The organism is Streptomyces sp. P5F9 (assembly GCF_057961495.1).
Genome location: NZ_JBXVPZ010000284.1, coordinates 1 through 12,777, shown reverse-complemented (window position 1 = coordinate 12,777; position 12,777 = coordinate 1). Strand labels below are relative to the sequence as shown.

The window sequence follows — 12,777 nt, the reverse complement described above, 5'->3', positions numbered from 1 at the left end:
GGCCAGGGGGGCCGTCAGACCCCAGTGGCGGTACGGCTGTTCGTGGGACGGGCCGTGCGGGTGGACGCGTTGGGCGGCCTTCTTGCCGAGCCGTTCGATGGGGTCGACGGACTGGGCGCAACCGGTGAGGAACAGCAGAGCGGCCGCCGACGCGACGGCCACCGGTACCCGCAGACGGCCCGCCCGCCTCACAGGTAGTCCTCCAGGCGGGCCACCGCGTACCCCTCGGCCGTGACCTTGCCCAGGAAGCGGCGCATGTCGTCGACCATCGTGCCGTTCCAGTCCTCACGGCCCCGGAAGTGGGTCAGGACGATGTCGCCGGGGTGCAGGGACCGGTCGTCCTCGCGGTACTCCCAGTGGTCGACGAACACCTCCTCGTCCCAGATCGGGGCGTACTTGATGCCACAGGACTTCGCGGCGACGAGGGTGTCGTGGTTGTAGTTCCCGTACGGCGGCCGGAAGACCGTCGGGGCCTTGCCGAACTGCTTCTTCATGATGTCCTGCATGCCGCAGATCTCGCGCTTCTGCTCGGCGTAGGACAGGCCCGGCAGATACGGGTGCGTGAGGGTGTGGTTGTTGACCGTGTGGCCCTGGGCCTGCATCTTCCGGAAGTAGCCGTAGTCGTCCTTCACCAGGTAGTTGCTGAGGAAGGCGGTGTACGGGATCTTCAGGTCGCTCATCATCCGCAGGAACGCGGGGTCCTTGTTCTCGCCGTCGTCGATGGTGAGGAAGACGATCTTCCGCTTCGTGGGGATCGTCGTGAAGACCGGCGGGAGGTTCAACTCCTCCTGGTCGTCCACCTCGAAGCCCTTGCGCGCGGTGATCTCCGGCTTGTGGGCCGGAGCCGGCGGGGCCTGGAGGGGCACCTTCGCCAGCCCCCAGCGCTTGGCCGCGGCAACCCGCGCGGCGTACGCGGCGCGCAACTTGCTCGCGTAGGAGTCCAGCGCGCGGGCCGGGGGCGCGTGCAGCGGCTGCGCGCCCTGCGCCGGGTGCACACCCGCGCCCGAACCGGGTTGGCCGCAGCCGGAGACGAGAGCGGCGAGCGCGAGGGCGGCGAGCGCGCCACGGGCGACTCCCGCCTTCCGACCCCGGTCGCCCCGGGTTCCCCGACCGCTCCGGGTTCCCTGATCTCCTCGATCCCCACACGCCCGATTGATGTCATTTTGTACGACTACTCGCATGGGGTCGGATCTTTTCAGGCCCCGGCCCCGATCCCGCGCCGACACCGCCAACACACCGCCACCGGAGGCACACCGTCCACCGACTGGCCCACAATGACCCGGTGAACGACCCCGTACGCGCCTTCGCCGCCCTGCTCACCCCCGAGGGCCGTGCCCTCCTCGACGAGGTCCGCGGCACCGACCCGGCCAAGGAACTCGCCGTCGCCACCCGCCTGCGCCGCGACCACCCCGCCGACCTCGTCTCGGCGGCCCTCGGCCAGGCCCGGCTGCGCCAGCGCGCCGCGGCGGCGAAGTTCACGCCCGAGGACGCCGACCGGATGTTCTTCACCCCGAACGGCTTCGAACAGTCGACCCGGGCAAGCGTCGCCACGTACCGCGCCGGCCGCCTCCTGGACCTCGGCGTGACCTCCGTCGCCGACCTCTGCTGCGGCATCGGCGGCGACGCGATCGCGCTGGCACGGGCGGGGGTACGGGTCCTGGCCGTGGACCGCGACCCACTGACGGTGGCCGTGGCGCGCGCGAACGCGGAGGCGTTGGGACTCGCCGAGCTGATCGAGGTCCGCGAGGCGGATGTCACCGACGTCGACACGTCCGCGTACGACGCCGTGTTCGTCGACCCCGCGCGGCGCGGCGGACGCGGCCGCATCTTCGACCCCGAGGCGTACTCCCCGCCGTTGTCCTGGGCCATCGGCGCCGCTACGACGGCCCCGCTCGCCGCGCTGAAGATCGCACCCGGGGTCCCGCACGAGGCGGTCCCGGCGACGGCCGAGGCGGAGTGGATCTCGGACGGGGGTGACGTGAAGGAGGCGGTGCTGTGGTTCGGGACGGGAGTGCGGCCGGGGGCGGTGCGGGCAACTCTGCTGCCCGGACCGCGAGTTCTGCACGGGCGCGGTTTGCCCGACCCCGAAGTGCGTTCCGTGGGGCGGTACTTGTACGAACCCGACGGTGCGGTCATCCGCGCCCACCTCGTCGCCGAGGTGGCGGAGGAGGTGGGGGGTGGGCTCGTCGACGAGACCATCGCGTATGTGACGGCGGATGAACTACGGCCGACCGCGTATGCCTCCGCCTACGAGATCACCGATCAACTTCCGTTCGGGGTGAAGAAGTTGAAGGCGCTGCTGCGAGAGCGCGAGGTGGGCGTCCTCACCGTGAAGAAGCGGGGGTCGGCTGTCGAGCCGGAGGAGCTGCGGCGGAAGGTGAAGCCTCAGGGACCCAACTCGGCGACTGTGTTTCTTACTCGGGTGGCGGGGGCGCCGGCGATGTTGATCGGGCGGCCCGTCTAGGACGCCTCCGCCGCCCGGCGCAGCAGGAGTTGGCGTTCGCGTTCGTTGCGCGCCAACGAAGCCGCCCGGGTGAACTCCGCCTTCGCCTCCGTCGTACGGCCCAGGCGGAGGAGCAGGTCGCCGCGGACGCTCGGGAGCAAGTGGTAGTCGCGCAGGGCCGGTTCGGAGGCGAGGGTGTCGACGATCTCCAGTGCCGGGGCCGGGCCCTGTGCCATCGAGACGGCGACCGCGCGGTTCAACTCGACCACCGGGGACGGGGATCGGGCGGCGAGAAGGCCGTACAGGGTCGCGATCATCGGCCAGTCGGTCTCGTCGTAGGTGTACGCGTGGGCGTGGCAGGCGGCGATGGCGGCCTGGAGGGCGTAGGGGCCGGGGGCGCCGGTGGAGACGGCGTCGGCGCGGCCGAGGGCGGTGATGCCGCGGGCGATGAGGAGGCGGTTCCAGCGGCGGCGGTTCTGGTCCTTGAGGAGGACGGGGTCGCCGTTCGGGGCGGTGCGGGCGGCCGAGCGGGAGGCCTGGAACTCCAACAGGGAGGCCAGGGCGTGCACTTCGGGTTCCTTCGGCATCAGGCCGGCGAGGAGACGGGCCAGGCGGAGCGCGTCCTCGCAGAGGCTCGGGCGGAGCCAGTCGTCGCCCGCCGTCGCCGCGTACCCCTCGTTGAAGATCAGGTAGATGACGTCCAGGACCGAGCCCAGGCGGGCCTCGCGGTCGGGGCCGTAGGGGACCTCGAAGGCGACGTTCTTGGTGGCGAGGGTGCGTTTGGCGCGGACGATGCGCTGGGCGATCGTCGGCTCGGGGGCGAGGAAGGCGCGGGCGATCTCGGGGGTGGTCAGGCCGCCGAGGAGGCGCAGGGTGAGGGCGGTGCGGGCCTCGGCGGACAGGACCGGGTGGCAGGTGGTGAAGACCAGGCGCAGGAGGTCGTCGTCGATGTCGTCGGGGGCCGGGGGCTCCTCGGGCGGGGCCGTCGTCTCCAGGGTGCGGCCGATCTCCTGGAGCTTGCGGGCGTAGTTCTCCCGGCGCCGGATCAGGTCGACGGCGCGGTGCCTGGCCGTCGCCATGAGCCAGGCGCCCGGGTTGTCGGGCACACCGTCCCGCGGCCACTGCTCCAGCGCGGCGACCAGCGCGTCCTGCGCGAGTTCCTCGGCGATGCCGACGTCGCGGACCAGGCGGGCGACGGCGGCGATGATGCGCGGGGACTCGATGCGGAAGACGGTCTCCAGAGCGGTTTCCAGGGCGGACACGGGCGAGGTGGGTTGTGCTTCCGGTTCCACCTTGTTTTCGGGCAGGGTGCCCGGTCGCTTACGGCCGGGGTGCATGCCCGCTCCCACATAGCGGGGCAGGGACAGCCGGATCATCGTCACGGCGATCCGGCGTATCACCCGACTCGACGGCGCGGCGCACGAGGGACACCAGCCAGGAGTTCAGGGAGCGGTCGTCGGCGTCGGCTGCATCCTTGGCGGCGTCGTAGAGGTCTTCGGGGAGGCGGAGATTGAACTTGATCACCTGTCAAGTATGGCCCTATGATGGGGCCATGTCCAGTTTCCGCATGTACCCGACGCCGCAGCAGGAGGAGCAGATGCTCCTCCTGCACTGTGCGCACGCCCGGTAGGTGTGGAACCTGGCGGTCGAGCAGCATGCGCACTGGTAGCGGGGCCGCATGCCTGCGCCCGGTTTCGCGGAACAGTGCCGCCAGCTCACCGAGGCCCGTCGTGAGAGCGAGTGGCTGGGCAACGGAAACGCGGACGTGCAGCAGCAGGCGCTCAAGGATTTCGCCAAGGCCAAGAACGCCAGGTTCGCCTCCGGCTTCGGCGAGCCGACGTGGCGCAAGAAGTACGTGCACGAGGGCTTCCGCGTCATCGGCACCGACCGGGTCGCGGAGGTCGACGCCGACGGCAGCCCCACGCTCAACGCGAAGACCGGCAAGCAGGTCATGGGCCGGTCCGTGGTGGTGCGGAAGCTCAACCGCCGCTGGGCGCAGGTCAAGGTGCCTGGCTGTGGATGGGTCCGGTTCCGTCTCACCCGTGCCGAGTTGCCCTCGGCGAAGACGTTCCGTGTCACGTTCCGCAACGGCCGGTGGCACATCGCGTTCGCGGTGATCCCCGAGCCGATCGCCGCTCCGGGCACGGGCGAGGTCATCGGCATCGACCGGGGCGTCACGATCACCGCTGCCCTGTCCGACGGCCGGACGCTGAACTGCCCGCAGCTCACCGTCAAGGAGCGCGCCCAGATCCGCAAGCACCAGCGGCGCGCCGCCCGCGCCCCGAAGGGCAGCGAGCGGAAGGCGGCCGGGTACGCCGGGGTCGCCCAGCTCAAGGCGCGCGAAGCGGATCGCCGTAAGGACTGGTGCGAGAAGACCTCGACCATGCTCGCCCGCACCTGTGACCTGGTGCGGTTCGAGAAGCTGAACATCAAGAACATGACCGCCTCCGCGAAGGGGACGGTCGAAGAGCCCGGCCAACGGGTCCGGCAGAAGGCCGGGCTGAACCGGGCGATCCTCGCCCAAGGCTGAGGCCTGCTGCGGCAGCGCACCGGGCACAAGGCCCCCGGGCGGGTCGAGGACGTACCCGCCGCCTGCACCAGCCTGCGGTGCAGTGCCTGCGGATGGATCGACAAGAACTCGCGCAAGAGCCAAGCCGAGTTCGTCTGCTCCTCCTGCGGCTTCACCTGCAACGCGGACAGCAACGCAGCAACCAACGTCGCGGCAGGACAGGGCGGGATTTCCCGCCCCCGGCGATCAGCCGGTGCCGGAGGGGTGACAACCGCCAGCTGCCGTTCGAGCGCCCGTGAACCTCAACCCGCCTGGGTTGGAATCCCCCTCCCTTAAGGAGGGGCTCAGCCCTCCGCGATCTCCCGCACCTCGCAGGTCACCGTCCAGAACTCCTCGTGCACCTTGAGGAACCGCTTCGTCCACTCGATCGCCTCGGCCATGTCCTTGCACTGCATGAGCGCGTAGCCGCCGACGACCTCCTTGGACTCGGTGAACGGCCCGTCGGTCACGGAGATCTTGCCGCCCTCCCAGTGCACGCGGGCGCCCTGCGCGGTCGGGGTGAGACCGGCGGTGTCGAGCATGACGCCGGCCTTGGTGATCTCCTCGATCAGCTCGCCCATGCGCTGCATCAGTTCGGGGCTGGGGCCCTCGGCGGGGGCGGTCTTCTCGTCGATCTGCACGAGGGAGAGGTAGCGGGGCATGGTGACTCCTCGGTTCGTTCTCTGGCGTTCTCCGACCGGGCTCTTCCCGGCCTTTCAACCATGCGTCGAACGAGGGGCGAGCGGATCGACACACTCGCCGGAAAACCTCGAAGATTTTTTCCGTCCACCTGTTTTCGCAGGTCAGCTACCTCTCATCCGATCCCTCAGCGCAGCGACTCCCACAGATCGCTCGCCGCCGGCTCCTTCGCCACCACCCGGTTCGGATCCGACGGTGCCGTGATGTTCGGCATCGTCACCGTGGTCACCGCGTCCGCCGACAGGCCCTCCAGACTCTGGCCGAGGCTGATGAGTTCGCTCAGGGAGTCGAGGCCGGTGTCGGTGGTGAGGCTGTCGGTGACCGCGTCGGTGACCTCGTAGAGCTTGGTGGGGTCGGTGAGGAGGTCGTGGGTGGAGATCTGGGTCAACAGGGCCTTCACCAGCATCTGTTGCAGGCCTATTCGGCCCAGGTCGCTGCCGTCGCCTATGCCGTGCCGGGTGCGGGCGAGGGCCAGGGCCTGCTTGCCGTCGAGGTGGTGGGTGCCTTTCTTGAGGTGCAGGTGGCTGTCGTCGTCGTCGATGTCCTCGGTGGCCGTCACGGTGACACCGCCGAGCGCGTTGACCAGCTTCGCGAAGCCCGCGAAGTCGATCTCTATGTAGTGGTCCATGCGGACGCCGGTGATCGACTCGACCGTCTTGACCGCGCAGACCGGGCCGCCCACCGAGTACGCGGTGTTGAACATCGCGTTGTACGCCACCGACGTGGAACCCCCCGACGACAGCGGGCAGGACGGGCGGGTGACGAGGGTGTCGCGCGGGATGCTGACGATCGTGGCCTTCTTACGGCCCGCGTCGATGTGGACGACCATCGCGGTGTCGGAGCGGGCGCCGGAGCTGCTGCCGCCGCCGAGTGCCTGGTTCTCCTTGCCGCTGCGCGAGTCGGAGCCGAGGACCAGGATGTTCAGGGAGCCGGTCGGCACGGGGGCGGCGGACGCGGACGCGGCGGAGGACGGTGTGGTCACCGCCTTCGCGGGGCGGTCGGTGCCGAGCGCGCTGTCGATGTCGACGCTCTTGATGTTGCTGTTGAGGTGCCAGTAGGCCCAGCCGGCCGTGGCGACACCCAGGACGAGGGCACCGGCCAGAGTGAGGCCGGCGATCTTCAGCACTCTCGACCGCCGGCCCACGCGTCTGTCCTCGTCAACGTTCTCTGTGTCCGTCACGGGGAGGAACGTAAGTCCGAATTATTAGGAGAAAGTTAGGGGAGACGTCCCGAGACGGTTTTCTACGGAAAATCTCACGGTTCTCAGCCCCGCTTCACTCCCCCCGCCTCCCTCATCCCAAGGTCACCACCGGCACCGGATTGCTCCCGCTCCACGACGCGTTGAAGCCGAACGTCACCGAACCGCCGTCCGGGACAGTCCCGTTGTAGCTCGCGTTCGCACAACTCACCGCCGTGCCCGACTGGGTGCAGGTCGCGTTCCAGGCCTGGGTGATCCGCTGGCCCGCGCCGTACGCCCAACTGGCCTTCCAGGACGACAGCGAGGCCCCGGAACAGGCGATCGTCACCTGCCCGGTGAACCCGGTGTTCCACTGACTCGTCACGCCGTACGTCGCCGAGCACGCCCCGGTCGGCGGCGGGGTCGTGGTCGTACCGCCGAGCGCCTCCGAGAGGCCGTAGTACGCCGGTTTCGGCGCGTAGTTGGCGTCGTACGGGGTCGCCGCCCCGTAGCCCGGGAACGTGCTGTCGACCCAGGAGTCGGAGTCGGTAAAGCCCCAGACGGTGACGTTCACGCAGCGCGTCACGGCCACGCAGGCGGCCATGACGCTTTTGAAGTCGGCCTTCTGCTGGGCGAGTTTGGCGCTGTCCGCCGGGAGTGCCATCCGTACGTCGAGCTCGGTGATCGCCACGTCCACGCCCAGGTCGGCGAAGCGCTGGATGTTCTGCTGGAGGGTGGCCGGGACCTGGCCGAGGATGAGGTGGGCCTGGAGGCCGACCCCGTCGATCGGAACACCCGCCGCCTTCAGGGACTTGACCAGGTTGTAGAGGGCGGTGGACTTCGCGTTGACGCCCTCGACGTTGTAGTCGTTGATGTACAGCTTGGCGGCCGGGTCGGCCGCGTGGGCCCAAGTCAGCGCCTGCGCTATGTAGTTGACGCCGAGGCCGTTGTACCAGAGCGTCGAGCGGTAGGTGCCGTCCTCGTTGAAGGGTTCGTTCACCACGTCCCAGGCGGTGATCTCGCCCTTGTAGCGGCCGACTTCGGTACTGATGTGGTTCTGCAGCAGGCTGCTCAACTGGGCCGACGTCCAGGTGCCGTTGGTCAGCCAGCTCGGGTTCTGGCTGTGCCACACCAGGGTGTGGCCGCGCACCTGCTGGTTGTGGGCCTGCGCGAAGGCGACGATCTGGTCCGCCTCCGACCAGTTGAAGCTGCCCTGCGTCGGCTCGACCGTCTCCCACTTCATGGCGTTGCCGGGGGTGAGCGAGCTGAACTGGCTGCCGGCGATGTCGCCGTACGTGCCGGTGAGCTTGGAGCCGGTGACCGCGGTGCCGACGACTTTGCCCTTCGCGGCGGCGAGGTCGCGCAGCGGGGTGTCGGCGGCGTGCGCGGCGGGTGCCGCGAAGAGCATGACGGCGCCGGTGAACAGGGCCGCCAGGGACAAGCCGGTTCTCAGAGATCTCATTGCGGGTGCCTCCGAAAGTTTCGGTTGTGCAACCGATTGGCTTCGGAGGAGTGTGGGGCGACACACCCCACTCGTCAATACGTCATCTTCCGGCCACCGGCGTCACTCGGTGGCCGGCGGTGCCGTACTGCTCCGCACCACCAGGCTCGTCGCCAGTTCCACCCGCCGTGCCGCCGAGGTCTCCTGCTCACGCCCGAGGTCGAGCACCAGCTTGGCCGCCGCCTCGGCCATCTCGGTGAGGGGCTGTCGTACGGTCGTCAGCGGCGGGCCGACCCAGCGGGCAACCGGCAGATCGTCGAAGCCGACCACGCTCAGGTCCTCCGGGATGCGCAGCCCGAGTTCGCGCGCGGCCTCGTACAGACCGAGCGCCTGGAGGTCGTTGCCGGCGAAGACGGCGGTGGGCCGGTCGGGCCGGCGCAGCAGCTCAAGCCCCAGCCGGTAGCCCGCCTCGTGGTGGAAGTCGCCGGTGGTGATCAGCGAGGGGTCGACCGGCAGCCCGGCCGTCTCCAGCGCGGCCCGGTATCCGTCGACCCGGGCGCGGCTGCACATCATCCGGGACGGTCCGCTGATCGCGCCGATCCGGGTGTGGCCGAGTTCGACCAGGTGCCGGGTGGCGGCGAGCCCGCCCTGCCAGTTGGTGGCGCCGATCGACGGGACGTCCGCGCCCGGGTCACCGGCCGGGTCCATCACCACGAACGGGATGGAACGGCTGGTGAGCAGCGCCCGCTGGGACTCGTCGAGCCCGGAGAGGACGAGGATCACGCCGTGCGGGCGGCGGGCGGCGACCTGGTCGGCCCAGGTCCGGCCCGGGGTGAGCCGCCCCGCGCTCTCACTCAGGACCACGCTCAGCCCGGAGTCCCGCGCCACGTTCTCCACGCCCCGGATGACCTCCATCGCCCAGGCGCTCTCCAGCTCGTGGAAGACCAGGTCGATCAGCGGGGAGCGGGTCGCCTCGGCGCGGCGGCGCCGGTAGCCGTAGACGCGGAGCAGGTCCTCGACGCGGGTGCGGGTCGCGGGGGCGACGTCGGCACGGCCGTTGAGGACCTTCGAAACAGTCGGAGCCGACACTCCGGCCTCGCGGGCGATCTCGGCGAGCGTGGCGGTCTGCGTCGGCCGACCCGCTGTCTGGGTTTCGGCGGAATCCGGGGCTGTCATGGCGGCGATCGTATCCCTGCGCGACCTCTTGACGAACCCCCCAGCGCGCCTTACGTTCCCGGAACATTCGTAGAACGGCTCGAAACATTCGCACGAGAGGTGCTGTCCATGGAGCCCAACACGTCCAACGGCGGGCGTACGTTCAGCAGGCGCTGGGTGCTCGGCGCCGGTGCCACCACCCTGCTCACCACCGGGCTCACAGCATGCGGCTCCAGTGACAGCACCGGCGGCAGCGGCACGGTCACCGCCTTCACCTACGGCGACGACGCGGCGAAGGTGCAGGTCAAGGCCGTCACCCGGTTCAACGCGTCGGCGGCGGCGAAGAAGGCCAAGGGCAAGATCAAGCTGGAGAAGGTGCCCGGCACCGACTACCCGGCCAAGCTGCGCACCGCGATGGGCTCACCGAACGCGCCGGACGTCTTCTTCAACTGGGGCGGCGGCTCGATCAAGGCGTACCAGGAGGCCAACCAGCTGGTCGACCTCACCGACACCATCAAGTCCGACCCGGTCCTCAAGGACGGCTTCCTGCCGTCGGTGCTCGCGGCGGGCGCGCTCAAGGGCAAGAACTACGGCATACCGATGCGCGGCATGCAGCCGGTGATCCTCTTCTACAACAAGACCGTCTTCGCCGCGCACAAGCTCCAACCGCCCACCACCTGGGCCGAGTTGCTCGACATCAACAAGAAACTCAAGGCGGCCAACATCACCCCGTTCGCCCTCGGCGGCGCCGACATCTGGCCCGAGCTGATGTGGCTGGAGTACCTGGTCGACCGGATCGGCGGGCCCGACGTCTTCGACAAGATCAAGAACGGTGACGCGTCCGGCTGGGACGACCCGGCTGTCCTCAAGGCCGCCGAGACGGTCAAGCAGCTCATCGACGACGGGGCGTTCGGCAAGGGGTTCAGCTCCGTGTCGTACGTCAACGGTGGGGCGCCCGCGGTGTTCGCCAAGGGCAAGGCGGCGATGCATCTCATGGGGTCGTGGGAGTACTCGACGCAGCTCGGGAAGTTTCCCGACTTCGCCAAGAAGAACCTTGGGTGGTTCGCCTTCCCCAAGTACGAGGGCGGGGCTGGTGATATCCGGAACGTGGTCGGGAACCCCACCAACTACTGGTCCGTGAACGCGCGTACGGGCAACAAGGACGCGGCGATCGCGTTTCTGCGGGACTGTGCGTCGGAGGCGTATGCGAAGGAGCTGGTCGCCAACGGGGATATTCCGACCACGTCCAACGCGGAGAAGTTGCTGGACTCCTCGCCCAATCCCGAGTTCGCGAAGTTCCAGTACCAAATGGTGCAGCAGGCGCCGGCGTTCACGTTGAGCTGGGACCAGGCGGTGGATCCGGATGTGTCCACGCCGATGTTGACCGAGATCAACAAGCTGTTCGTGGGGAAGAGTTCGCCGGCGGAGTTCGTTTCGGCGCTGAAGGGGTTGAAGTGAGGTCGCGCAGTTCCCCGCGCCCCTATCGGGGCGCTGCGCCCCATGGCGTTTGGGCTGTGCCCGGGGTTCTGTTTTTTGTCTTCTTCGCCGTCGCGCCCATGGTCCTCGCCGTGTACCTGTCCTTCACCAAATGGAACGGGCTCGGTGACCCGAAGCCGGTCGGTTTCGCCAACTGGCAGAAGTTGCTGCACGACGACCGCCTCACCCAATCCCTCACCATCACCGTCCTGTTGACGGTGACGAGCTGGGCCTTCCAGACGGTGGTCTCCCTGCTTCTCGGCGTCTGGGCGGCCGGACGCCAGCGCAACCGGGCAGTGCTCTCCGCGATCTTCTTCGTGCCGTTCCTGCTCTCCTCGACCGCCATCGCGTTGCTCTTCTACGCGCTGCTCGACCCGAACTTCGGTGTCATTCATCAGGACACGCTCGGGTCGACGAGTGGGGCGTTTCTCGCGATCGTGTTTGTCGGAGGGTGGCAGTTCATTCCCTTCCACACCCTCATCTACCAGGGCGGGGCACGCCAGATACCCGAAGTGCTCTACCAGGCGGCGGCAATTGACGGCGCCGGGCGCTACCGGCAGTTCTTCTCGATCACCTTGCCCCAACTCCGCAACACGGCGACGACATCCAGCGTGCTGATGATCGTCGGCTCGCTCACCTACTTCGAGACCGTGCTGATCCTCACCCAGGGCGGCCCCGGCACGGACACGGCGATCCTGCCGTACCTGATGTACGAAGCCGGCTTCAAGAGCTACGACTTCGGCTACGCGAGCGCGATCGCGACCTTCCTGGTCGTCATCGCCACCGCGCTCTCCCTCGTCCTGGTCAGGCTCACCGGTTTCGGAGCCATGCGCAGTACCCGCGAAGGGATGTGACGGAGTGTCACATGACACGTTGCCGCGTCCGGTGAAGACGGCAGGGGAACCGGTGGAGCCTCCGCACACCCGTCGGCGCCGGCACTGGGCCAAACGCCCCAACCCCGTCGCCGGGCTCGGCTCGCTCCTCTGGCTCGCCGTCGTCATCGTGCCGATCTACGCGATGATCTCGGCGTCCCTCACCCGCCAGGACAAGGCCCTCGGCAACAACGCCCTGAAGCCGCCCACCGATCCGACCTTCGCCAACTACAACACCGTCCTGCACAACGGCTTCGGTCACTTCCTCGCGAACACGGCACTGGTGGCGGCTGCGGTCGTAGGAATCGTGCTCGTCCTGTGTGTCCCGCTGGCCTACGTGGCCGTACGCACGCGCACGGTCTGGTCGAGCGGCGCCTTCCGCCTGTTCCTGATGGGAGTGGCGATCCCGGCGCAGGCCGTCGTAGTCCCCCTGTACCTGATGATCGCCAAACTCGACCTGTACGACAGCCTGTTGGCGGTGATCCTCCCGACGGCGGCGTTCGCGATGCCGGTCTCCGTGCTGATCCTGACCGGCACACTGCGGGACATCTCGGAGGACCTGTACGAGGCGATGGCGCTCGACGGCGCGTCGGCGACGCGGATGCTGTTCCAGTTGGTCATCCCGATGACCAAGGGCGGTATCAGCACGGTCGTCATCTACGCGGCGCTACAGGCCTGGAACGGTTTCCTCTTCCCGCTGATCTTCACCCAGTCCGACGGGCCGAGGGTCCTCACGCTCGGACTCTTCAACTACGTCAGCCAGTTCGGCGTGAACATCCCGGCGCTGCTCGCCTCGGTCGTCCTCTCCGGCATCCCGATCTTCGCCGTCTACCTGGTGGCCCGGCGCGCCCTGGTCGGCGGCCTGATGGGCGTAGGCGGCAAATGATCCCGGCGGACCCCCGGAAGCCGAACCCCCGTTCTCTGACAGGAGTTTCATGACCACCGCCCCCTGGCGCGACCCCGCCC

At 68.8% G+C, this 12,777-nt stretch carries 13 protein-coding genes and 1 pseudogene; 6 read left to right on the top strand and 8 right to left on the bottom strand.

Annotated features, from left to right (window positions below; all coding sequences use genetic code 11):
• Positions 1-192, bottom strand: a pseudogene (locus AC31A1_RS33980) (polysaccharide deacetylase family protein); the annotation flags it as partial.
• Positions 189-1,181 (bottom strand): polysaccharide deacetylase family protein, encoded by a 993-nt coding sequence (locus tag AC31A1_RS33975; RefSeq protein WP_489656995.1) that lies wholly within the window; start codon positions 1,179-1,181, stop codon positions 189-191. The gene AC31A1_RS33975 and the pseudogene AC31A1_RS33980, both read right to left, overlap by 4 nt.
• Before the next feature lie 101 nt (positions 1,182-1,282).
• Here AC31A1_RS33975 and AC31A1_RS33970 point away from each other — a divergent pair, with 101 nt between their 5' ends.
• Complete coding sequence (locus tag AC31A1_RS33970) at positions 1,283-2,464, top strand: class I SAM-dependent methyltransferase (RefSeq protein WP_489656994.1); 1,182 nt, start codon at positions 1,283-1,285, stop codon at positions 2,462-2,464.
• Here AC31A1_RS33970 and AC31A1_RS33965 read toward each other — a convergent pair.
• Together AC31A1_RS33965 and AC31A1_RS33960 are read right to left on the bottom strand one after the other, a co-directional pair.
• The gene (locus AC31A1_RS33965; RefSeq protein WP_489656997.1) at positions 2,461-3,735 is read right to left on the bottom strand and encodes an RNA polymerase sigma factor; all 1,275 of its coding nucleotides are present in this window, start codon (positions 3,733-3,735) and stop codon (positions 2,461-2,463) included. The genes AC31A1_RS33970 and AC31A1_RS33965 overlap by 4 nt on opposite strands.
• 28 nt (positions 3,736-3,763) lie before the next feature.
• On the bottom strand, positions 3,764-3,967 hold the full coding sequence (locus AC31A1_RS33960; protein ID WP_489656993.1) for an Arc family DNA-binding protein: 204 nt from the start codon (positions 3,965-3,967) through the stop codon (positions 3,764-3,766).
• A gap of 154 nt (positions 3,968-4,121) precedes the next feature.
• Here AC31A1_RS33960 and AC31A1_RS33955 point away from each other — a divergent pair, with 154 nt between their 5' ends.
• Positions 4,122-4,973 carry an RNA-guided endonuclease InsQ/TnpB family protein gene (locus tag AC31A1_RS33955; protein ID WP_489656992.1) on the top strand — a complete coding sequence of 284 codons (852 nt, stop codon included), beginning with the start codon at positions 4,122-4,124 and terminating at the stop codon, positions 4,971-4,973.
• Positions 4,974-4,976: 3 nt separating this feature from the next.
• Positions 4,977-5,288 carry a zinc ribbon domain-containing protein gene (locus tag AC31A1_RS33950; protein ID WP_489656996.1) on the top strand — a complete coding sequence of 104 codons (312 nt, stop codon included), beginning with the start codon at positions 4,977-4,979 and terminating at the stop codon, positions 5,286-5,288.
• 8 nt (positions 5,289-5,296) lie between these two features.
• Here the strand turns inward: AC31A1_RS33950 and AC31A1_RS33945 are convergent, their stop codons facing one another.
• The 4 genes from AC31A1_RS33945 to AC31A1_RS33930 all read right to left on the bottom strand — a co-directional run bounded on the left by AC31A1_RS33945 (position 5,297) and on the right by AC31A1_RS33930 (position 9,484).
• On the bottom strand, positions 5,297-5,653 hold the full coding sequence (locus AC31A1_RS33945; protein WP_043676922.1) for a YciI family protein: 357 nt from the start codon (positions 5,651-5,653) through the stop codon (positions 5,297-5,299).
• 164 nt (positions 5,654-5,817) lie between these two features.
• Positions 5,818-6,870 carry an LCP family protein gene (locus AC31A1_RS33940; protein WP_489656991.1) on the bottom strand — a complete coding sequence of 351 codons (1,053 nt, stop codon included), beginning with the start codon at positions 6,868-6,870 and terminating at the stop codon, positions 5,818-5,820.
• Positions 6,871-6,982: 112 nt separating this feature from the next.
• Positions 6,983-8,329: a glycoside hydrolase family 10 protein gene (locus tag AC31A1_RS33935; protein WP_489656990.1), complete on the bottom strand. Its 1,347-nt coding sequence runs from the start codon at positions 8,327-8,329 to the stop codon at positions 6,983-6,985.
• Positions 8,330-8,431: 102 nt separating this feature from the next.
• Positions 8,432-9,484 (bottom strand): LacI family DNA-binding transcriptional regulator, encoded by a 1,053-nt coding sequence (locus AC31A1_RS33930; protein WP_489656989.1) that lies wholly within the window; start codon positions 9,482-9,484, stop codon positions 8,432-8,434.
• 108 nt (positions 9,485-9,592) lie between these two features.
• On the opposite strand from AC31A1_RS33930, the gene AC31A1_RS33925 reads away from it, so the two are divergent.
• Genes AC31A1_RS33925 through AC31A1_RS33915 form a run of 3 tightly spaced genes read left to right on the top strand, consistent with a single transcriptional unit; the run spans position 9,593 to position 12,697 of the window.
• Positions 9,593-10,921, top strand: a complete 1,329-nt coding sequence (locus AC31A1_RS33925; RefSeq protein ID WP_489656988.1) for an ABC transporter substrate-binding protein — start codon at positions 9,593-9,595, stop codon at positions 10,919-10,921.
• On the top strand, positions 10,918-11,793 hold the full coding sequence (locus AC31A1_RS33920) for a carbohydrate ABC transporter permease (protein WP_489656987.1): 876 nt from the start codon (positions 10,918-10,920) through the stop codon (positions 11,791-11,793). Before AC31A1_RS33925 ends, AC31A1_RS33920 begins: the two co-directional genes overlap by 4 nt.
• A 31-nt stretch (positions 11,794-11,824) precedes the next feature.
• Positions 11,825-12,697: a carbohydrate ABC transporter permease gene (locus AC31A1_RS33915; RefSeq protein WP_489656986.1), complete on the top strand. Its 873-nt coding sequence runs from the start codon at positions 11,825-11,827 to the stop codon at positions 12,695-12,697.
• Positions 12,698-12,777: the final 80 nt, after the last annotated feature.

Bases quoted from the DNA above. Each gene is read 5' to 3' on its own strand.
- AC31A1_RS33975 (WP_489656995.1), bottom strand. From the start codon at position 1,181: ATGCGAGTAGTCGTACAAAATGACATCAATCGGGCGTGTGGGGATCGA.
- AC31A1_RS33955 (WP_489656992.1), top strand. From the start codon at position 4,122: ATGCCTGCGCCCGGTTTCGCGGAACAGTGCCGCCAGCTCACCGAGGCC.
- AC31A1_RS33925 (WP_489656988.1), top strand. From the start codon at position 9,593: ATGGAGCCCAACACGTCCAACGGCGGGCGTACGTTCAGCAGGCGCTGG.
- AC31A1_RS33930 (WP_489656989.1), bottom strand. From the start codon at position 9,484: ATGACAGCCCCGGATTCCGCCGAAACCCAGACAGCGGGTCGGCCGACG.
- AC31A1_RS33945 (WP_043676922.1), bottom strand. From the start codon at position 5,653: ATGCCCCGCTACCTCTCCCTCGTGCAGATCGACGAGAAGACCGCCCCC.
- AC31A1_RS33935 (WP_489656990.1), bottom strand. From the start codon at position 8,329: ATGAGATCTCTGAGAACCGGCTTGTCCCTGGCGGCCCTGTTCACCGGC.